The following is a 19,334-nucleotide window of genomic DNA, read 5'->3' on the forward strand; positions in this document are numbered from 1 at the left end:
CCGCCGCGCTCACTCCTCGGTGCGGCGCAGCATCCGCAGGCAGCCTGCGATGGTACGCAGGCCGTCGTAGTCGTCCTCTTCGAATCGCACCCCGGTGCGCGTGTTGAGCTGCTCGACGAACGCGAGGAAGTCCAACGAGTCCAGTTCGAGGGCCTCGCGCAGGTCCGTCTCGTCGGACAGGTCGGCGAGCGGGGCATCGGGAACGATGGCGAGCAGCGCGCCGGACACCGCTTCCCGGTTCGCGCCGTCCGTGGTGGATCTGGTCATCACAGCTCCTCAGGTCGTTGCAGCACATCGTCGACGGCGCGCAGGAAGCGGGCGCCGACCGCGCCGTCAGTGGCCCGGTGGTCCGCGGCGAGCGTCGCGGTCACCACCGGACGGACGCCAAGCAGCCCGTCGACCGCCCATGGGCGGTCGACCACGGCGCCGAACCCGACCAGCGCCACCTGCGGTGGGTGGATCACCCCGTGGACCACCTCCACGCCGAGATCACCGAGGTTGGTGACCGTGATCGAGGCCTGGCCGAGGTCGGAGGCCCGAGGCCGCCCGGCCCTTGCCCGGGCGGCCTGCTCGCGAAGTCCGCGCATGATCTCGGTCAGCGGCAAGGCGTCGGCTTCGGCGATGACCGGCACCAGCAGGCCGCCGCCGCGTACCGCGACCGTGACCCCCAGGTCCACTGTGGACGAATGGCGGGCCGCGCCGTCGACCCAGAACCCGTTCAGCTCCGGCACGGCGGCCGCCGCCAGCGCGGTGGCCTTGAGCAGCAGCGCGGCGGGCAGGACACGGTCGGCGACCGGTATCGCCTTGTTGCGGCCACGCAGCCAGGCCAGGGCCCGGTGCAAGTCGATCGTGGTGGCGAGGTGATAGTGCGGGATGTCGCGGTTGGCCCGGCTCACGAGTTCGGCGATGGCTGAGCGGTTGTCCACGGCGCGTGTTCTCGTCGGGTGCGGACTCGCCGAGTGTGGTGCCACCGGGTGTGGCTCGGCCGCGGCCCGGACCGCGGCCGCGGTGACCGGGCCTGTCCCAGAGGGCAGCACGGCGAGGTCGACCCCCAACTCGGCGGCGAGTCCGCGCGCGTACGGCGAGACCAGCCTGGGCGAAGCGGCTGGGGTGGACGCTCGATCGACGACGGGCGTGGTCGCCTGGTCGATGTCTCGGCGGGTGACGACACCATCGGGCCCGGTCCCGCGCACGCTGTGCAGGTCGATTCCCGCCTCTTTGGCGAGGTGGCGGACGATCGGCGTCGCGGCGAGTTCAGCCGGGACCTCCTTGGGCGGTGCTGGGGATGGCGCGGCGGGCTCAGCCTGCCGCGCCGTGGGCGCCTGCTCGGCGGGTTGATCGGTGGTGATCACCGCGAGCGGGGTGCCGACCGGCACCGACTGGCCTTCCGGGACGAGCAGCCGGTCGATCCTGCCGGTATGGAAGCACTCGACCTCGACGGCCGCCTTGGCGGTGTCGACGACGGCGACGACATCGCCCTTGCGAACCGGGTCGCCGGGTTTGACGAGCCATTCGACGACGGTGCCCGATTCCATGTCGGCACCGAGCGACGGCATCACGAAGTCCGTCATGTCAGCCCCTCCAGTGCCCGCACGGCCGCGACGATGTCGGCCACCTGAGGCAGCGCGGCCTGTTCGAGGTGCGCGGCGTAGGGCACCGGCGCCTCGACGGCGCACACGCGGGCAACCGGGGCGTCGAGCTGGTAGAGGGCCTGTTCGGAGATGCGCGCCGAGACCTCGGCGGAAAGACCGCCACTGCGCCAGCCTTCGTCGACGATCACGGCGCGGTGGGTGCGGGTGACGGAGTCGATGATGGTGCGCTCGTCGAGCGGGCGCAGCGTGCGCAGGTCGATCACCTCGGCGGAGACACCCGCCTCGGCCAGTTCCGCGGCGGCGTCGAGTGCTTTGCCGACGGTGCCCCCGTAGCCGATCACCGTCACGTCGGACCCGGGCCTGCGCACGGCGGCGGTGTCGATGTCGACAGGACCGTCGCCGTCGAGTTCGCCGTCCATCGCGTAGAGCGAGTTGTGCTCGAACATGATCACCGGGTCGGGGTCGGCCAACGCGGCGGCGAGCATGCCGCGGGCGTCGGCGACGGTGGCGGGCGAGACGACCCGCAGACCGGGGATGTGGGCGTACCAGCCTTCCAGGCTGTGGGAGTGCTGCGCGGCGAGTTGGCGGCCCGCGCCGGTCGTCATCCTGATCACCAGCGGCACGGCGACCTGCCCGCCGGACATGTGCAGCAGGGTCGCGGCGTTGTTGAGGATCTGGTCGAGTGCCAGCAGGCTGAAGTTGACCGTCATGATCTCCACGATCGGCCGCATCCCGGCGATCGCGGCGCCGATGCCCGCACCCACGAACGCCGATTCCGACAGCGGGGTGTCACGGATCCGCTCTGGCCCGAATTCCTCGAGCAGTCCGAGGCTGACCGCGTAGCAGCCGCCGTAGCGTCCGACGTCCTCGCCCATGAGGAACACCCGCTCGTCCTCCCGCAGTGCCGCGCGCAGCGCGTCGCGGAGTGCTTCCCGGTAGGTGGTGCGCACGGCGGTCACGTCCGTTCCGAGTAGACGAAGCGGGTCAGGTCGGCGACCGGTTCGACCGGGGCCTGCTCGGCGGCGGCGACCGCGGCGGCGATCTCCTCGGCGATCGTGGCCTCGATGCCCGCCAGGTCCTCGTCGGTGAGCTGATCGGCCGCGCGCATCCGCTCGGTCAGCGCCGGGATCGGGTCGCGGCCCTTCCACGCGCTGATCTCGGCCTTGTCGCGGTAGCGGTCGGAGTCGTACATGGAGTGTGCGCGGAACCGGTAGGTGCTCAGCTCCAGGAAGCACGGGCCGGATCCTGCTCGGATCATGTCGGCGGCGCGGGCCGACGCGGCGGCGACCGCTTCGGCGTCCATGCCGTCGACGGTCCAGGCACGCATCCCGTAGGACGACGCCCGCAGCGCCAAGTCGGTCACAGCGTGTTCGCGGTCGAGGGCGGTCCCCATGGCGTACCGGTTGTTCTCGCAGCAGAACAGCACCGGCAGCCGCCACAGTGCGGCCAGGTTCGCGCACTCGTGGAACTCGCCCTCGGCGAAGGCACCGTCACCGAAGAGGCACGCGGTGACGGTGGGCCGCTCGCGCATACGGTCGGCCAGCGCGAGACCCACCGCGACCGGCAGCCCACCGGCGACGATGGCGTTGCCGCCGTAGAAGCGGCGTTCGGCGTCGAACAGGTGCATCGAACCGCCGCGGCCGCGGCTGGCGCCGGTGGCGCGGCCGAACATCTCGGCCATCACCGCGGCCATGGGCAGCCCGCGGGCCAGGGCGTGGCCGTGTTCGCGGTAGGTGGACACCACGGCGTCGAGCGGTTCCAGCGCCCGCAGGACGCCCGCGGACACCGCTTCCTCACCGACACACAGGTGCATGAACCCGCGGATCTTCTCGGCGCTGTAGAGCTCGACGCAGCGCTCCTCGAACCGCCGCACGCGCAGCATCGTGGTGAGCAGCTCGGTGCGCGTCTTCACATCCAGTCCGGCCATCACGCACTCTCCAGTGTGGACAGGTCGCCTTCTGGCGTGCCGAGTTCGCGGGCCTTGAGCAGCCTGCGCATGACTTTGCCGCTGCGGGTGTGCGGCAGGGCGTTGTCGAAGGCGATCTCCTTGGGGGCGACCGCGCCGAGCGCGCGCCTGCCGAAGGCGAGCAGTTCCCCGCGCAGCTGCTCGGTCGGCTCGATCCCGGGGCGCAGCGACACGAACGCCTTGACCAGCTCGCCCGCGACCGGGTCGGGTTTGCCGATGACGCCCGCCTCGGCGACCGCGGGGTGGGCCATCAGGGCGCTCTCCACCTCGAACGGGCCGACAAGGTGGCCCGCGGACTTGATCACGTCGTCGGCTCTGCCGACGAACCAGTAGTAGCCGTCAGCGTCGCGGCGGGCCAGGTCACCGGTGAGGTACCAGCCGCCCGCGAAGCAGGCCGCGTACCGGGCGGGGTCGTCCAGGTAGCCGCGGAACATCGACGGCCAGCCGGGCCGCAGCGCGAGTTCGCCCACCTCGCCCGGTTCGGCGACTTCCTCGACTTTCCCGCCGATGACCTGGGCACGGCCGTCCGGCCCGCGCCGGAGCACACCGGCGGTGACGCCGGGAAGGGGGCGGCCCATCGATCCCGGCCTGACCTCTTCCGCGCGGAAGTTGCTGATCATGATCGCGCCGGTCTCCGTCTGCCACCAGTTGTCGTGCACCGGCAGGCCCAGCACGTCGCGCCCCCAGATCACGGCTTCTGGGTTGAGCGGCTCGCCGACACTGGCCACGTACCGCAGCGCCGACAGGTCGTACTCCGCCGCCGTGTCCGCGCTGTGGCGCATGAGCATGCGCAGCGCTGTCGGGGCGGTGTACCAGACGGTGACTTTCTGCTCGGCGAGCACGCGGTACCAGCGGCGGGTGTCGAACTCGCCCTCGTCGCTGACGACGGTGGCGCCGATGGTCAGCGGGGCGATGACCCCATAGGACATGCCGGTCACCCAGCCGGGGTCGGCCGTGCACCAGAACACGTCGCCCGCGCGCAGGTCCAGCGCCTGTTCGGCGGTGCTGTGGTGAGCGACGACGGCCTCGTGGACGTGTACCGCGGCCTTGGGCTTGCCGGTGGTGCCGCTGGTGAAGTGCAGCAGCGCGGTGTCCCGCGGCGAGGTCGGCTCGATCGTGAAGTCCGGTGAGCTGCCCGCCAGCTGTTCGGCCAACGTGGCCTGGTCGGGCAGCGGGTCCGCGCTCACCAACAGCACGTGGCGCAGCCCGGGCAGCGTGTCGCGGATCGGCGCGATCTTCCTGCGATACAGCGCCGGGGTGGTGACGAGGACGGCCGCTCCGCCGAGCCGCATCCGCTGGCGGATCGGTTCCGGGCCGAACGCCGAGAACAGCGGGGCGAGGACGCATCCCGCCTTGAGCGTGCCCAGTACGGCGACGTAGAGCTCCGGCACCCGGCCGAGCAGCGTGAACACCCGCTCTCCCCTGGCCACGCCGAGGGTGCGCAGCAGGTTCGCGAACCGGTTGGCGCGCTCGGCGAGATCGGCGTAGGTGAAGTCGGTGACCTGGTCGTTCTTGTCGATCCAGCGCAGTGCGCACACCTCGCCGCGGCCCGCGGCGACGTGGCGGTCCACCGCCTCGTAGGCGATGTTGATGCCCTGCCCCCCGGGCAGCCCGGCCAGCTCCGCGCGCGCTTCACCCCAGTCGAACTCACGGCACGCCCGGGCGTAGTCGGTCAGGTTCGACCGTTCCCGCACCTCCCGCGGCTTCGAGATCGGCCGCCAGTTTCCGCTCAGCTTGTCCGGCATCGCCCCATCAAGCCCGCTCGCCGCCCGTACCGCGAGGGGCCAAGGGCCCTCCTCGGCCGGGACCGCCGCCCCTCGCCGGGGCCGCCGGAACCCCGCCACGGTCGAGGCATCCCGACAGGAGGACAGTCATGATCAACTACGAGCTCGCCGACAAGGTGGCGGTCATCACCGGTGGCGCGTCGGGCATCGGCCGGGCGTGCGCGCACGCCATGGCCCGCTCCGGCGCCGACGTCTCGGTGTGGGACCTCGACCAGGACGCGATCGACGAGACCCTCAAGGAACTCTCCCGCTACGGCCACCGGACCCACGGGGCTGTCGTGGACGTCGCAGACAGCGTGCGCGTCGACGCCGCGATGGCTGACGTCGTCGCGGCACTCGGCCGGGTCGACATCGCCGTGTGCAACGCGGGCATCGGTGGCGAGGCGAACCAGTCCGGCGACTACAGCGACACCGGCTGGCACCAAGTCGTCAAAGTCAACCTCGACGGGGTGTTCTTCACCCAGCGCGCCGCCATCCGCGCGATGCGCGCGACCGGCGGGGGGTCCATCGTCAACATGGCATCGATCCTCGGCCAGGTCGGCTTCCCCACCGCCTGCGCCTACACCGCGGCCAAGCACGGCGTGGTCGGCATGACCCAGGTGGCCGCGTGGGAACACGCCGCGGACGGCATCCGCGTCAACTCCGTCGGCCCCGCCTTCATCCGCACGCCGCTGCTCACCAGTCACCTCGACGAGGCCACCGTCGAACTTCTGGCGGCCCAACACGCGCTCGGGCGCATCGGCGCCCCGGAGGAGGTCGCCGAACTCGTCGCCTGGCTGGCCAGCGACGCCGCGTCCTTCGCCACCGGCACCTACTACCCGATCGACGGCGGCTATCTCGCCAAGTAGCGCGACATCGAGTCAGAGGAGAGAGACGATGAGCAACCTCGGCATGGCGATCGTGCGCCAGTACGAGCGCGGCGTGGTGTTCCGCCTCGGCAAGCTGCGGGACGTCAGGGAACCCGGATGGCGGTTCATGATCCCGCTCGCCGACAAGATCGTGAAGGTGAGCCTGCGGACGGTCACCATGCCCATCCAGTCCCAGCAGGTGATCACCAAGGACAACGTCTCGATCGGGGTGGCCGCGGTCGCCTACTTCCGCCGGGTCGACCCTGCCCGCTCGATCGTGGCCATCGAGAACGTCGAGTCGGCGATCAACCAGATCGCCCAGACCACCGTCCGCAACGTCGTCGGCCGGTCGCATCTCGACCAGGTGCTCTCCGAGACCGAGACCCTCAACGAAGCCATCAAGACCATCCTCGACATGACCACCGAACGGTGGGGTGTGCTGGTCGAACTGGTCGAGCTCAAGGACATCGAACTCCCCCAGTCCATGCAGCGGGCGATGGCGCGCGAGGCCGAAGCCGAACGGGAGAAGCGCGGCAAGATCATCGCGGCGGAAGGCGAAGCGCTCTCGGCGGGCAAGCTGGCCGAGGCCGCCGACGTGATCGCCCGCCACCCCATCGCCCTGCAGCTGCGCAACCTACAGGTGCTCTCCGAGATCGCGATCGAACGCAACTCCACGATCATCTTCCCCGCCCAGATCCTCGACAGCGTGCGGGCGATGAGCAGCTTCATGGCGGGCGAGACCGACCGCGGCCGGACACCGGACTCGCTCGCGCGAGTCCACTGAGACAGCGACCTCCGCCCCCGCACGACCGAGTCCATCGACTCTGTGGCGCGCCGTCGCGGTGGCGGATGTTGGCGGTACCGGGAGATGACCCCGGTCCCCCGGCTCGGGAGCGGTCAAGCGTGGTGCCATGGCACGCACGCCCAGCCCGTCCCGTCGCTCCCCACGACGGGCGGCTCCGCCTCCCGGGCCGGTGCGGGGCGAATTCGGGCCTGCCGGGCGCCTGACCTACTCAGCCGAAGGAAATCGGATGACAACCCTCAGCATCATCAAAGCGGACACCGGCGGGTTCGTCGGCCACTCCGAGGTCCACCCCGACATGCTCGCCGCGGCGACCGCCGCGGTGGCGGCGGCGACGGCCGACGGCCTGCTGATCGACGGCAAGGTCAGCCGCTGCGGCGACGACATCTCGCTGATCATGACCCACGACCACGGCCCGGACGCCGAGCGGGTGCACACCTTCGCGTGGGAGACGTTCCTGCGCACCACCGAGATCGCCAAGCGGCTCGGGCTCTACGGCGCGGGCCAGGACCTGCTGTCCGACGCGTTCAGCGGCAACCTGCGCGGCATGGGCCCCGGCTACGCCGAACTGGAGTTCACCGAGCGGCCCAGCGAGCCGGTCATCTGCTTCCTCGCCGACAAGACCGAACCGGGGGCGTGGAACCTGCCGCTGTACAAGATGTTCGCCGACCCGTTCAACACCGCGGGCCTGGTGATCGACGAGAAGATGCACGACGGATTCCGCTTCGAGGTCTACGACCTCTACGAGGAGAAGCGCATCACCTTCGACACCCCACGCGACTCCTACGACATGCTGATGTTCATCGGCGCGCCCGCACGCTACGTCGTGCACAGCGTCGAGTCGATCAAGCTGGGCATCCCCGCCGCGGCCACCTCCACCCAGCGGCTGTCGCTGATCGCGGGCCGCTACGTCGGCAAGGACGACCCGGTGATGATCGTGCGCTGCCAGTCGGGTCTGCCCGCGGTGGGCGAGGTCCTCGAACCGTTCGCGTTCCCCTACGCGGTGGCCGGGTGCATGCGCGGGTCCCACCACGCCCCGATCATGCCGGTCGGGCTGGCCCAAGCCACCCCCGCCCGCTTCGACGGGCCACCCCGGGTGGCCGCGCTCGGCTTCCAGATCACCCAGGGCAGGCTCATCGGGCCGCGGGACATGTTCGCCGACCCGTCGTTCGACCGCGCCCGGTCGCAGGCCAACGAGGCGATGGACTACTTCCGCAGGCACGGCCCGTTCGAGCCGCACCGCCTTCCGCTGTCGGACCTGGAGTACACGACGATGAGCGCGCTGGAGTCGAAGATGGCCGACCGGTGGGAGTCGATGCGACCGGTGTCCACGGCCCCGGCGCCCGCCTAGCCTGTCACGCCCGACGCCATCGACGCCGGACCGCGGCGTGGCGGCCCGCGTCCTCAGTCGCCGGGCCGTCCGCCGCGGCGGACGCTTCGATCCCAAGTCGCCCGAACTCAGAGGGCGGTGCCTGCCGTGTCGTCGATTTGGTAGAGCAGATTGCTGCGCACCGCGACGACACCGGCCACAGCCCCGACCAGGGTTCGGGCGACCTCGGTCGAACTACGGTGTTCCAGTGTCCCGTAGAGGGTCGCGATCCCATCGTGGACTTTGACCGTGACGGTTCCCGGGATCAGCCACATGCCTTTCGCCAGGACCTTGCGCTCGATGTCGGCGCGGATGTCCTCGTCGGCGCGCAGGAACGTGCCCAGCACATCGCGGCGGGAGAGCACACCGACGACCCTGCCCTCGCCGTCGACCACGAACAGCCTGCGCAGCCGATTCTCGGCCAGGCGGCGGGCAGCCACGGTCAGCGGCTCGTCCTCGCCGACGGTGACCGCGGGCGAGGACATGACGTCCGCCGCGGTGATGCCCTTCGCCTTGCGCCACTGTGCCTTGCGCAGGCGACGGGAGTACCACGGTGGCCTCGGGTCCGTCCCGGCGTGGAAATCGCGTTTGGCCATCAGGTCGGCCTCCGAGACCACACCGACCGGCCGCAGGTTCCCGTCGACCACGGGCACGGCGCTGATCCCCTCGCGCGCCAGAGTCGAGATCACACTCTTGACCGGGGTACCGGGATCGACCGAGACGACTTTCCTGGTCATCACTTCCGCGACTGTCAGTTCGGGCATGTTCGCCTCCCCGTGTGGTGGATATCGCTCCTTCACGCCACCCCATGTCCCAGTGGGACGGCAGAGCAGCAGGCCCCGCCGACTCCGGTCGAAAGTCACGGCTCCAGAGCACGCCGCCCCGGGTGGTCCCGGACGCGCAGGGCCGTTGGTCCCCCCGAACGAGTGCTTTGCGCTCTTCAGGGGATATCGGGCCCGCCCGACGATCAGGAGATCAAGACATGCGCCACCGGAGAAGGGTGAGGCTGGAGATGGAGACGGTCTTCTTGTCCCGTTACGAGCAGCGGGTGAAGTTGGTGGAGGACGTGGTGAAGACCAACTCGCCGCTGTCCGCCGAACAGGCCCACGAGCTGGCGATCCGGTTGCTGCGGACGCTGGAGGAGATCCCCGAGAAGATCCGCTGAGGCGACCATGGGAGACGAAACACTGGTCAGGACGAGCCCGGAGCGGCGGACGGCGCGGGTGGCGGTGAAGCCCCCAGGCTCTCCCGCGGGTTTCGTCGACGGCGCATGGTGGCCGTCGACGAAGAACCTGGCCGAAGAACTGCCGCCGCTGCTCGCCGCACTGGCAGATGATCTCGGGCACGCCGAGCGGGTCACCTACAACCTCACGGCTTGGAATCCCCCGAGCCGTCGGCTGATCCTCGGGGGCGGAGTGGTGCGCCTCGAAGGATTCCAGTCACAGCACCAAGACACGCTGACGGTGGTCGGTTCCGACGGGAAGCGACGCCTGACGTTGCTGACGGTTCCGCCCGAAACCGATCCCTGGACCGCCGAGCGTGTACTGAGGGCAGCCTCGGCGGCGGGCGACGTGGAGAGCCCCGAGGCGCTGCTGGGAGCCGACGGGCTGGCCTCTGCCCGACAGCGCTGGGAAAGCGAAGGCGGGCGCCTGCGGGCGCCGCGGTGAGGTCACCGTCAGGAGGTGGAGCCATGGAATCGGCCACGTCATCGACCCGTGCGGCGTCGGGTACCAGGCAGCGAAGCGACTTCGCTGACCTGTTGGACATCATCACCAAGGCGGGCCTGCTCCGGCGGCGCCCGGTGCACTACGCGGTGAAGGGCACGCTGACGCTGCTGGCCTTCGCGGGCGCCTGGGTGGTCTTCGCCGTGCTCGGGGACACATGGTGGCAGCTGTTCACCGCGGCGTTCCTGGCGGTGGCCTGCACCCAGGTCGCGTTCCTCGGCCACGACGCCGGCCACAAGCAGATCTTTCCCCGCCGTCGCGCGAACGACGCGCTGGGGATCGGGCTGGCTGGGCTGGTCGGGATGAGCTACGGCTGGTGGGTCCACAAGCACAACCGGCACCACGCCAACCCGAACGTGGACGGCGCCGACCCGGACATCGACATCGCCCCGCTGGCCTTCACCCCGCGGCAGAGCCGCGCCAAGCGAGGCTTCCTGCGATGGACGGTGAAGTACCAGGCGTTCCTCTTCTTCCCACTGTTGCTGCTGGAGGGGCTCGATCTGCACTGGTCGGGGGTCAAGGCCGTGTGGCGCGGCGGGCTCAAAGCCAGGTGGGTCGAGGCGACCCTGCTGGCGACGCACATCGCCGGCTACCTCACCGCGGTGTTCCTGGTCCTCTCGCCTGGCAAGGCGTTCGTGTTCATCGCCGTGCACCAGGGTCTCTGGGGCCTGTACATGGGATGCTCATTCGCCCCGAACCACAAGGGCATGCTGACACTGGCCGCGGGGCACCACCTGGACTTCCTGCGCAAGCAGGTCCTCACCTCCCACAACGTGACCGGCGGCCGCTGGGTCGACTTCGCGCTCGGCGGGCTGAACTTCCAGATCGAGCACCACCTGTTCCCCAGCATGCCCCGCCCCACGCTGCGCCGCGCCCAGCCCCTCGTGCGGGCGTTCTGCGCCAGCCGGGGGATCAGCTACAGCGCCGGTGGCCTGCTGATGTCCTACGCCCAGATCCTGCGCTACCTGCACGAGGTCGGCGCGCCCTTGCGCGCGGAGGACGCGCGGCGGCGAGTACGTGCGACGACTCGCTGACGTGAGCATTCCACGGGGGCGCCCAGGCCATTCGCTGTCACACAGATGGCGGGACGCCGTTCCGCCGACCAGGAGGTTGTCATGCTGATCCTCATTGTGATCCTGCTCGTGCTCTGGCTGATCACCGCAGTCGTCGGGTTCGCGTTCGAGGGGTTGATGTGGCTGGCCATCGTCGGCATCGTGCTGTTCGTCGGCACCGCCGTCATCGGCTTCGTCCGCCGCGCGACTCTTCGCCGTTGACACGTTCCCGTGCCCCACAATGGCCGGCATGGGCAAACCAAAGGTGTTCGTCGCGGGGCCGGTTTCATGGAACCGGCTCGTCGTCCTGGACCGGTTGCCGGAGGCACGGCCGCACACCGTGTTCGCGGACAGGCACTGGATGGCGGTCGGCGGCACCTCCGCGGGCAAGGCGTTGAATCTCGCGTCACTCGGCGCGCAGGTCACTCTGCGGACAGTCGTCGGCGACGACGATCTCGGGCGGGCCGTGCTCGACGTGCTGGAACGCGCGGGCGTGGAGGTGATCGCCGAGGTGGCCGACGGCGCCACCGAGCAGCACCTCAACCTGATGGACCCGCACGGCGGACGGGTGTCGATCTACCTCGAACTGCCGGAACTGCGCGACGCCCGGCACGACGAGCGGGCGTTCGCGGCCATGGCGGCGGCCGACGCCGCGGTGATCGATCTCGCCGAGCACGCCCGTCCCCTGCTCGCCGCCGCCCGCGCGGCCGGGGTGCCGGTGTGGTGCGACCTGCACTCCTACGACGGCGTCGCGGACTTCCACCGTGACTTCGTGGCCGCCGCCGACCATGTGTTCCTCAATGACGACGCCTTCAGGGACGGACCCGGCCGGGACGACGACGGGCTGCTGGCGTTGCTGAAGTCGCTCGGCAAGCCCGCCGTCGCCACGCTGGGCGCCGATGGCGCGCTGGGCGTGGCCGACGGCGCCGTCCACAGGGTCCCCGCCGTGCCGATCGAGGAGATCGTCGACACCAACGGCGCGGGCGACGCGTTCTTCTCCGGGTTTCTGGTGGCCCACCTCGCCGGGTCGGACATGGTCGCCGCGATGGCCGCCGGAGCCGAACAGGCCACCCGCTGCCTGGCGTCGCCGAACCTGGCTCCGACGACCACGTCCGCCGACCACCACGACAGTCCATTTCGGACATGACGTCCCGGTCCGGGTGTCGGAGGCGAAGCCGAGTTCACGCCGGGTGCCAGGTCCAGTCGCGGATGGCGGGGAGGTCGTCGCCGGTGTGGCGGATGTGGTGGTCGTGTTCGGCGAGTCGGTCGAGGATTCGCTGGCGGAGGTGACCGATGCGGCCCGCGACGCGGGGGATTCGTTCCAGCGCGGCCAAGGCGAGGTGGAAGCGGTCGATGTGGTTGCGCACGCAGGTGTCGAACGGGGTGGTGGTGGCGCCTTGGTCGTGGAAGCCGTGGACGTGCAGGTTGTCGTGGCCGGGCCGGTCATAGGTGAGCTGGTGGATGAGCCACGGGTAGCCGTGGAAGGCGAAGACGACCGGCAGGTCGGGGGTGAACACCTCGGTGTAGTCGCGTTCGGGCAGGCCGTGGGGGTGCCGTTCCGGGGCGAACAGGCGGGTCAGGTCGACGATGTTGACCACTCGGACGCGCAGGTCGGGGACAAGGTCGGTCAGGACGTGCACCGCGGCGAGGGTCTCCAGGGTCGGGACGTCGCCCGCGCAGGCCAGCACGACCTCGGCGTCGCCGTCGTGCTCGGTGCCCGCCCATTCCCACACGCCCAACCCTTGGGCGCAGTGCGCGGCGGCCTGGGTGGCGGTGAGGTACTGCGGGGCGGGCTGTTTGCCCGCGACGATCACGTTGACCAGGCCGCGGCCGCGCAGGCAGTGGTCGGCGACGGAGAGCAGGGTGTTGGCGTCCGGTGGCAGGTAGACGCGGGTGACCTCGGGGCGCTTGGACAGGATGTGGTCGATGAACCCGGGGTCCTGGTGGGAGGCGCCGTTGTGGTCCTGGCGCCAGACGTGGGAGGTCAGCAGGTAGTTCAGGCTGGGCACCGGGCGTCGCCAGGTGACGGTGTCCGCGGTGTGCAGCCACTTGGCGTGCTGGGCGACCATGGAGTCCACGACGTGGGCGAACGCCTCGTAGGTCGAGAAAAGACCGTGCCTGCCGGTGAGCAGGTAGCCCTCCAGCCACCCTTGGCACAGGTGCTCGGAGAGCACTTCGACGACGCGGCCGGTCGGTGACTGGTGTTGGTCCTGCGGTTCGACGGGGAGCTGCCAGCGGCGGCCGGTCACGTCGAACACGGCGTCGAGGCGGTTGGAGGCGTGCTCGTCGGGGGCGAACAGCAGCAGGTTGTCGTCGTTGCGTGCCACGGCTTCCCGCAGATACTCGCCGAGGACGCTGGTGGCCTGCGCGGTCACCTGGCCGGGGGCGGTCACCGTGATCGCGTGCGCGGCCGGGTCGGGCAGTCGCAGGTCCCGTTGCCGTGTGCCGTGGGTGATGGGATTGGCTGACATGCGGCGGTCGCCGCCGGGGTGCCAGGCCGCCAGGGCGGGCGCCGGGGCACCGTCCACACCGAACAGTTCGGTGGGTCGGTAGCTCATCAGCCAGTCGCTCAACATCGCCAGGCGGGCCGGGTTCTCGCGGACGCCGGTGAGCGGGACTTGGTGGGAGCGCCACGAACCCTCGATCTGGTGGCCGTCGACGCGGTCCGGCCCGGTCCATCCTTTGGGGGTGCGCAGCACGATCATCGGCCTGCCGTGCGCCGAGCCGGTGCGGACCCGCTCGATCCTGGCCACGCACTCGTCGAGCGCGGCGGCGTAGGCGCGGTGGACCGCGGCCGGGTCCGATCCGGTGACCTCGACGGGGTCCCAGCCGTGGCCGCGCAGGATGCCCGCGAGCGCTTCGGGCGGGATGCGGGAGTAGGCGGTGGGGTTGGCGATCTTGTGGCCGTTGAGGTGCAGGATGGGCAGCACGGCGCCGTCGCGCCACGGGTGCAGGAACGTGGGTGCCTGCCAGCTAGCGGCCAGCGGCCCGGTCTCGGCCTCGCCGTCGCCGATCACGCAGGCCACGATCAGGCCGGGGTGGTCGAACGCGGCGCCGGTCGCGTGGGCCAGCGAATAGCCGAGTTCGCCGCCCTCGTGGATGGAGCCAGGCACGTGCGGCGAGGCGTGGCTGGGCACGCCTCCGGGGAAGGAGAACTGGCGGAACAGCGCCGCCATACCCGCCTCGTCCTGGCCGACCTCGGGGTAGAGCTCGGAGTAGGTGCCTTCGAGCCAGGCCGCGGCGTTGAGCGCGGCGGCGCCGTGGCCTGGGCCGGTCACGAGCATGGCGTCGAGGCCGTGGCGCATGGTCGCGCGGTTGAGGTGGGCGTAGGTGAGGGTGATGCCGGGGACGGTCCCCCAGTGCCCGACCAGCCTCGGCTTGATGTGTTCGGGCCGCAGCGGCTCGCGCAGCAGCGGGTTGGCGAGCAGGTAGATCTGGCCGACGGACAGGTAGTTGGCCGCCCGCCACCAGGCGTCCACCCGCCGCAGCACCATGGCGTCGGTCTCGGTTCCCAGAGTCTGCGTGGTCATGGACTTGAGGTTGGCCCGCGGCAGCCGGTCGGCGACGCGGGCGGCGGTCCCTGCCGGGCAGGGACCTTAGGTCCCGCCGACCGCCCGACCGAACCACTGCTTTGGACCCTGTCACCGACGGGCAGGCGGGCCGCACAGTCACCGCCATGGACGCGACCACCGTTTCTGGCCTGTGCAAGAGGTTCGGCCGGACCCGCGCGCTCGACGGGCTGGACCTGAGGGTCCGCTCGGGCGAGGTGCACGGGCTGCTCGGCCCCAACGGCGCGGGGAAGACCACCGCCCTGCGAATCCTGCTCGGCCTGGTGCGGGCGGACGCGGGCTCGGCGCGGCTGCTCGGCGGCGATCCCTGGCGCGACATCGCGACCCTGCACCGCAGGCTCGCCTACGTGCCGGGTGAGGTGACGCTGTGGCCGACGCTCACCGGCGGCGAGGTGATCGGGCTGCTCGGCAGGCTGCGCGGCGGTCTCGACCAGAAGCGGGTCGCGGCGCTGGTGGCGCGCTTCGAGCTGGACCCGACGAAGAAGTGCCGCTCCTACTCCACCGGCAACCGGCGCAAGGTCGCGCTGATCGCCGCGCTGGCCGCCGACGTCGAGCTGCTCGTGCTGGACGAGCCGACAGCCGGGCTGGACCCGCTGATGCAGGCGGTGTTCGAGGAGTGCGTCGACGACGCGGTCGCCGACGGCCGAACGGTGCTGCTGGCCAGCCACATCCTCGCCGAGGTCGAGAAGCTGTGCGACCGGGTCAGCATCATCCGCGGCGGTCGGGTCGTCGACAGCGGGTCGCTCACCGAGCTGCGTCACCTGACGCGCACCTCGGTGCACGCGGACCTGATCGGAGCGCCCAACGGCCTGGCGAGGCTGCCCGGCGTGCACGACCTGCACGTGGACGGCAGCCGGATCCGCTGCCAGGTCGACAGCGAACAGCTCGACGCCGCCCTTCGGGTGCTCAGCGGCCTGGGGATCCGGGACCTGGTGTGCCAGCCGCCGACGCTGGAGGAGCTGTTCCTGCGCCACTACGAGGTGGCGGCGTGAACTCGCTGCTCGGCACCGGCGCGCTCATCCGGCTGGCGCTGCGGCGCGACCGGATCCTGCTGCCCGCGTGGATCCTGGCCTTCGTCGTTCTCGCGGCCACCTCGGCCGCGGCGACCATCGACCTCTACCCGACCACCGCGTCGGTCGTGCAGGCCGCGAACGCGCTCAACGACACCCCGGCGATGGTCGCGCTGTACGGGCGCGTCCACGACCCCGCGTCCGTCGGGGCGCTGGCGATGCTCAAGGCGCTGGCGACCGGGGCGCTGCTGCTCGCCGTGCTGGCCGTTGTCCTGGTCGTGCGGCACACCCGGGCCGAGGAGGAGTCCGGTCGCCTGGAACTGGTCGGGTCCGGCGTGGTGGGCAGATTCGCCCCACTGACCGCCGCGCTGGCCGTCGTGCTCGGCGCGAACATCCTGTTGGGACTGATCACCGCCGTCGCGGTGCAGGCCGTCGGGCTCCCGGCGGGCGGGGCGTTCGTCTTCGGGCTGGCATGGGCCGCGGTGGCGACGGCGTTCGCCGCCGTCGCCGCCGTCACCGCGCAGCTCGTTTCGAGCAGGCGGGCGGCGATCGGGCTGGCCGTGGCGGTGCTCGGCGTCGTGTACGCGGTCCGCGCGGTCGGCGACACCGCGCCCGAGGACGGCCCGCGGTGGCTGTCCTGGCTGTCCCCCATCGGCTGGGGCCAGCAGTTCCGGCCCTTCGCAGGCGACCGCTGGTGGGTAGTGCTGCTCACGCTCGGCTTCGCCGCGGCCATGACCGCTGTCGCCTACGTGCTGGCCGCGCGGCGCGACCTCGGCGCGGGGGTGCTGGCCGAGCGGCCCGGTCCCACCGAGCCGGGGCGTTGGCTGCGTGGGCCGCTGACGCTGGCGTGGCGGCTGCAGCGCGGCACCCTGCTCGGCTGGACGGCCGGGTTCGTCGGCTACGGGCTGCTCGTCGGCAGCGTCGCCGACAGCGCGGCCGACATGCTCAACAGTGACCAGGCCCGCGAGCTGTTCGCCCAACTGGGCGGCGAGGCCGCGCTCACCGACACCGTCCTGGCCGCGATGCTGGGTGTCCTGGGAATCATCGCCTCGGCGTACGGCGTCCAGGCCGGGGCGCGGCTGCACGCCGAGGAGGTCGAGCACCGGGCCGAACTGGTGCTGGCCGCCCCGGTCAGCAGGCCGCGGTGGGCGGCGAGCCACCTGGTGATCGCGCTGGCCGGAACCACGGTCCTGCTGGTGGCGGCCGGTGTGGCCGCCGCAGCCGCCCACAGTGCCCAACTGGGCGAGCCCGCGCAGTTCGGGCGGGTGCTGGCGGGTGCGCTGGTCCAGGTGCCCGCGGCCTGGGTGCTCACCGGGCTGGCCATGGCCGCCTACGGCCTCACGCCCCGGCTCGCCGCGGCAGGCTGGGTCGCCCTGGTGGCCTTCATGCTGCTCGGCGACCTCGGCCCGGTGCTGGGCGTGGACCAGTGGCTGATGGACCTCTCGCCCTTCGTCCACGTGCCCAAGCTGCCGGGCGGCGCCTTCACCTGGGTGCCGATCGCCGGGCTGCTCACCGCCGCCGCGGCGGCCATCACCGTGGGCCTAGTCGGCCTGCGCCGAAGGGACATCGACTGACCGGCGGCCCCAGCGGAGATAGGCGAGCGGACCGACGAAGTTGATCCCGATCACCGCCGCCCACACGGCCTTGCGCCCGTTGACCCGCTCACGCGGCCGACGGGCCAGGTCGGTCCACGCCACCGCCGCCAAACCCACCTGAACCACCCCCATGACAACCACGGCGGCCCGCGCCGTCGGGCTGAGCTCACTCCACCTCTTGCGCGCCATCACGTCGCCTCCCATCGGTGATTGTGTGGCCGAGCCTGGCCGCCCGCGACTCCTGGCGCCCAGCGTCCTTGGACCCGCCCGAGTCGGGACCTCCCTCCCTGTGGCCCGCCGGTCCACGAACCCAGGCTCAAGGCAGGACAACGACACCAAGGCGGTGTTCCTCATGACTGACATCCGGATCTCCGGCCGGACAGTGCATCCCGCGCTGGCCGACCAGTTCGCCCCGATCTACCACACCAGGACGGTCGCCACGACCATCGTGGACGCCGACCCGCACACGACCTACCAGGCCGCGCGGCACTTCGACCTCACCCAGGCACACAGCCGGGTCCTGGACACCCTCGTGTGGGTGCGTGGGCTCCCGTCCCGGCTGCGCAGGCGCGGCAGGCCGCGGGTACCCACCCGGCTCACCCTCGACGACCTCGCCGTCGGCTCGACGTGGACGGTGCTGGGCGAGCGGCCCGACGAGGAGTTCGCGCTCGGGCTGGTGGCCTCGTTCTGGCGGCCCATCCCCCGCGTGCGCGAGGTCGCGGCGGACGACTTCGCCCAGTTCGTCGAGCCCCGGTTCGGCAAGCTCGTCGTCCACGTCATCACGCTCCCCTTCGCGGGCCGCACGCTGCTGATGGTCGAGAAGCGGGTCGTGCTTCCCGGCGACGCGGGCAGGCGGGCGTTCCGCTGGTACTGGCTCACCGTCCGCCCGTTCGCCGCCGTCGTCGAGCGCGTGCTGCTGCGCTCGGTGCGGCAGGCAGCCGAATCCGCGTCGACGAAACCCTTGGAGGAACAGGCATGAAGGCGTTGCGCTACGACGGCCCAGGCCGCAAACAGTGGACCGAGGTACCCGACGCGCGGGTGGAACTGCCCACCGACGCCGTCGTGCGGGTCGACGCGGTCACCATCTGCGGCACGGACCTGCACATCCTGAAGGGTGACGTGCCTACTGTGGACAGTGGCAGGGTGCTGGGGCACGAAGCCGTAGGCACGGTCACCGAGGTCGGCTCGGCGGTGAGCACGGTCAAGCCGGGCGACCGGGTGCTGGTGTCGTGCATCAGCGCGTGCGGCCGGTGCGAGTACTGCCGTCAGGGCAGCTACGGACAGTGCCTCGGGGGCGGCGGCTGGATCCTCGGGCACCGGGTCGACGGCACCCAGGCCGAGTACGTCCGGGTGCCCTTCGCCGACACCTCCACCTACCGGCTGCCCGACGGGCTTGCCGCCGAGTCGGCGCTGATGCTGTCCGACATCCTGCCCACCGCCTACGAGGTCGGCGTGCTCAACGGCGCGGTCCAGCCGGGTGACACGGTCGCGATCGTCGGCGCGGGGCCGATCGGGCTGGCCGCGATCACCACGGCGAAGCTGTTCAGCCCCGGCCGGATCATCGCGCTGGACCTGGCCCCGTCCCGCCGCGACGCGGCGAAGCGGTTCGGCGCCGACGCCACCGCCGACCCGGCGAGCTACCCGGTGGCCGAGGTCAAGGCGATGACCGACGGACTCGGCGCCGACGTGGTGATCGAGGCGGTCGGCGTGCCCGCCGCCTTCGAGCTGTGCACCGCGCTCGTGCGACCCGGCGGGCATGTCGCCAACGTCGGGGTGCACGGCGAGCCTGCCACGCTGCACCTTGAAGACCTGTGGATCCGCAACGTCACCATCACCACCGGCCTGGTCGACACCTTCTCCACCCCGCGGCTGCTGCGGATGCTGGCTGCGGGCCACCTGGCCGCGGACAAGTTCGTCACCCACCGCTTCGAGCTCGGTGACATCGAGGCCGCCTACGACGTGTTCTCCCGCCCCATGGAGACCGGCGCCCTCAAAGTCGCCCTGCTCCGGGACCTGGACTGAG

20 protein-coding genes are annotated in these 19,334 nt (G+C 71.3%); 12 read left to right on the forward strand and 8 right to left on the reverse strand.

What is annotated here, in order from left to right:
- Positions 1 to 9 precede the first annotated feature (9 nt).
- Genes ACSHT8_RS05335 through acsA form a run of 5 tightly spaced genes read right to left on the reverse strand, consistent with a single transcriptional unit; the run spans position 10 to position 5,303 of the window.
- Positions 10 to 267: an acyl carrier protein gene (locus ACSHT8_RS05335; RefSeq protein WP_436498258.1), complete on the reverse strand. Its 258-nt coding sequence runs from the start codon at positions 265 to 267 to the stop codon at positions 10 to 12.
- Positions 267 to 1,571: a dihydrolipoamide acetyltransferase family protein gene (locus ACSHT8_RS05340; protein WP_436498260.1), complete on the reverse strand. Its 1,305-nt coding sequence runs from the start codon at positions 1,569 to 1,571 to the stop codon at positions 267 to 269. Before ACSHT8_RS05340 ends, ACSHT8_RS05335 begins: the two co-directional genes overlap by 1 nt.
- A complete protein-coding gene (locus tag ACSHT8_RS05345) occupies positions 1,568 to 2,551 on the reverse strand; it encodes an alpha-ketoacid dehydrogenase subunit beta (protein WP_436498262.1) in 984 nt (327 codons plus the stop codon). The genes ACSHT8_RS05340 and ACSHT8_RS05345 overlap by 4 nt, the downstream gene beginning before the upstream one ends.
- Positions 2,548 to 3,519, reverse strand: coding sequence for a pyruvate dehydrogenase (acetyl-transferring) E1 component subunit alpha (gene pdhA, locus ACSHT8_RS05350; RefSeq protein ID WP_436498263.1), 972 nt, complete (start codon positions 3,517 to 3,519; stop codon positions 2,548 to 2,550). Before pdhA ends, ACSHT8_RS05345 begins: the two co-directional genes overlap by 4 nt.
- Complete coding sequence (gene acsA, locus ACSHT8_RS05355) at positions 3,519 to 5,303, reverse strand: acetate--CoA ligase (protein ID WP_436498265.1); 1,785 nt, start codon at positions 5,301 to 5,303, stop codon at positions 3,519 to 3,521. Before acsA ends, pdhA begins: the two co-directional genes overlap by 1 nt.
- 128 nt (positions 5,304 to 5,431) lie before the next feature.
- On the opposite strand from acsA, the gene ACSHT8_RS05360 reads away from it, so the two are divergent.
- From ACSHT8_RS05360 to fbp, 3 genes are all read left to right on the forward strand, one after another.
- Positions 5,432 to 6,190 (forward strand): SDR family NAD(P)-dependent oxidoreductase, encoded by a 759-nt coding sequence (locus ACSHT8_RS05360; RefSeq protein ID WP_436498267.1) that lies wholly within the window; start codon positions 5,432 to 5,434, stop codon positions 6,188 to 6,190.
- A gap of 28 nt (positions 6,191 to 6,218) precedes the next feature.
- The gene (locus ACSHT8_RS05365) at positions 6,219 to 6,974 is read left to right on the forward strand and encodes a slipin family protein (protein ID WP_436498269.1); all 756 of its coding nucleotides are present in this window, start codon (positions 6,219 to 6,221) and stop codon (positions 6,972 to 6,974) included.
- Between the two features lie 247 nt (positions 6,975 to 7,221).
- Positions 7,222 to 8,343 (forward strand): fructose-1,6-bisphosphate aldolase/phosphatase, encoded by a 1,122-nt coding sequence (fbp, locus tag ACSHT8_RS05370; protein WP_436498270.1) that lies wholly within the window; start codon positions 7,222 to 7,224, stop codon positions 8,341 to 8,343.
- A 107-nt stretch (positions 8,344 to 8,450) separates the two neighbouring features.
- Here fbp and ACSHT8_RS05375 read toward each other — a convergent pair whose 3' ends face one another.
- Positions 8,451 to 9,125: a CBS domain-containing protein gene (locus ACSHT8_RS05375; protein ID WP_436498272.1), complete on the reverse strand. Its 675-nt coding sequence runs from the start codon at positions 9,123 to 9,125 to the stop codon at positions 8,451 to 8,453.
- 248 nt (positions 9,126 to 9,373) lie between these two features.
- On the opposite strand from ACSHT8_RS05375, the gene ACSHT8_RS05380 reads away from it, so the two are divergent.
- The 5 genes from ACSHT8_RS05380 to ACSHT8_RS05400 all read left to right on the forward strand — a co-directional run bounded on the left by ACSHT8_RS05380 (position 9,374) and on the right by ACSHT8_RS05400 (position 12,284).
- Positions 9,374 to 9,526 (forward strand): DUF6307 family protein, encoded by a 153-nt coding sequence (locus ACSHT8_RS05380; protein WP_436498274.1) that lies wholly within the window; start codon positions 9,374 to 9,376, stop codon positions 9,524 to 9,526.
- Between the two features lie 58 nt (positions 9,527 to 9,584).
- Positions 9,585 to 10,028 carry a DUF5994 family protein gene (locus ACSHT8_RS05385; RefSeq protein WP_436498276.1) on the forward strand — a complete coding sequence of 148 codons (444 nt, stop codon included), beginning with the start codon at positions 9,585 to 9,587 and terminating at the stop codon, positions 10,026 to 10,028.
- A 23-nt stretch (positions 10,029 to 10,051) separates the two neighbouring features.
- A complete protein-coding gene (locus tag ACSHT8_RS05390; protein ID WP_436498278.1) occupies positions 10,052 to 11,119 on the forward strand; it encodes a fatty acid desaturase family protein in 1,068 nt (355 codons plus the stop codon).
- Positions 11,120 to 11,200: 81 nt separating this feature from the next.
- Positions 11,201 to 11,359: a hypothetical protein gene (locus ACSHT8_RS05395; protein WP_436498280.1), complete on the forward strand. Its 159-nt coding sequence runs from the start codon at positions 11,201 to 11,203 to the stop codon at positions 11,357 to 11,359.
- A gap of 28 nt (positions 11,360 to 11,387) precedes the next feature.
- Positions 11,388 to 12,284: a carbohydrate kinase family protein gene (locus ACSHT8_RS05400; protein ID WP_436498282.1), complete on the forward strand. Its 897-nt coding sequence runs from the start codon at positions 11,388 to 11,390 to the stop codon at positions 12,282 to 12,284.
- Positions 12,285 to 12,318: 34 nt separating this feature from the next.
- Here ACSHT8_RS05400 and ACSHT8_RS05405 read toward each other — a convergent pair whose 3' ends face one another.
- Positions 12,319 to 14,667 carry a phosphoketolase family protein gene (locus ACSHT8_RS05405; protein ID WP_436498284.1) on the reverse strand — a complete coding sequence of 783 codons (2,349 nt, stop codon included), beginning with the start codon at positions 14,665 to 14,667 and terminating at the stop codon, positions 12,319 to 12,321.
- 146 nt (positions 14,668 to 14,813) lie between these two features.
- Here ACSHT8_RS05405 and ACSHT8_RS05410 point away from each other — a divergent pair, with 146 nt between their 5' ends.
- Positions 14,814 to 15,698, forward strand: a complete 885-nt coding sequence (locus tag ACSHT8_RS05410) for an ATP-binding cassette domain-containing protein (RefSeq protein ID WP_436498285.1) — start codon at positions 14,814 to 14,816, stop codon at positions 15,696 to 15,698.
- Complete coding sequence (locus ACSHT8_RS05415; RefSeq protein WP_436498287.1) at positions 15,695 to 17,290, forward strand: ABC transporter permease; 1,596 nt, start codon at positions 15,695 to 15,697, stop codon at positions 17,288 to 17,290. Before ACSHT8_RS05410 ends, ACSHT8_RS05415 begins: the two co-directional genes overlap by 4 nt.
- On the opposite strand, the gene ACSHT8_RS05420 is transcribed toward ACSHT8_RS05415, so the two are convergent.
- Complete coding sequence (locus ACSHT8_RS05420; RefSeq protein WP_436498289.1) at positions 17,258 to 17,515, reverse strand: PLD nuclease N-terminal domain-containing protein; 258 nt, start codon at positions 17,513 to 17,515, stop codon at positions 17,258 to 17,260. The two genes, ACSHT8_RS05415 and ACSHT8_RS05420, sit on opposite strands and share 33 nt — an antisense overlap.
- A gap of 148 nt (positions 17,516 to 17,663) precedes the next feature.
- Here ACSHT8_RS05420 and ACSHT8_RS05425 point away from each other — a divergent pair, with 148 nt between their 5' ends.
- Positions 17,664 to 18,290, forward strand: coding sequence for a hypothetical protein (locus ACSHT8_RS05425; protein WP_436498291.1), 627 nt, complete (start codon positions 17,664 to 17,666; stop codon positions 18,288 to 18,290).
- Complete coding sequence (locus tag ACSHT8_RS05430; protein WP_436498293.1) at positions 18,287 to 19,333, forward strand: zinc-dependent alcohol dehydrogenase family protein; 1,047 nt, start codon at positions 18,287 to 18,289, stop codon at positions 19,331 to 19,333. Before ACSHT8_RS05425 ends, ACSHT8_RS05430 begins: the two co-directional genes overlap by 4 nt.
- The last annotated feature ends 1 nt before the right edge of the window (position 19,334 follow it).

Origin of the sequence: Actinokineospora sp. HUAS TT18, assembly GCF_051364635.1 — a bacterium.
Classification (GTDB): Bacteria; Actinomycetota; Actinomycetes; order Mycobacteriales; family Pseudonocardiaceae; genus Actinokineospora.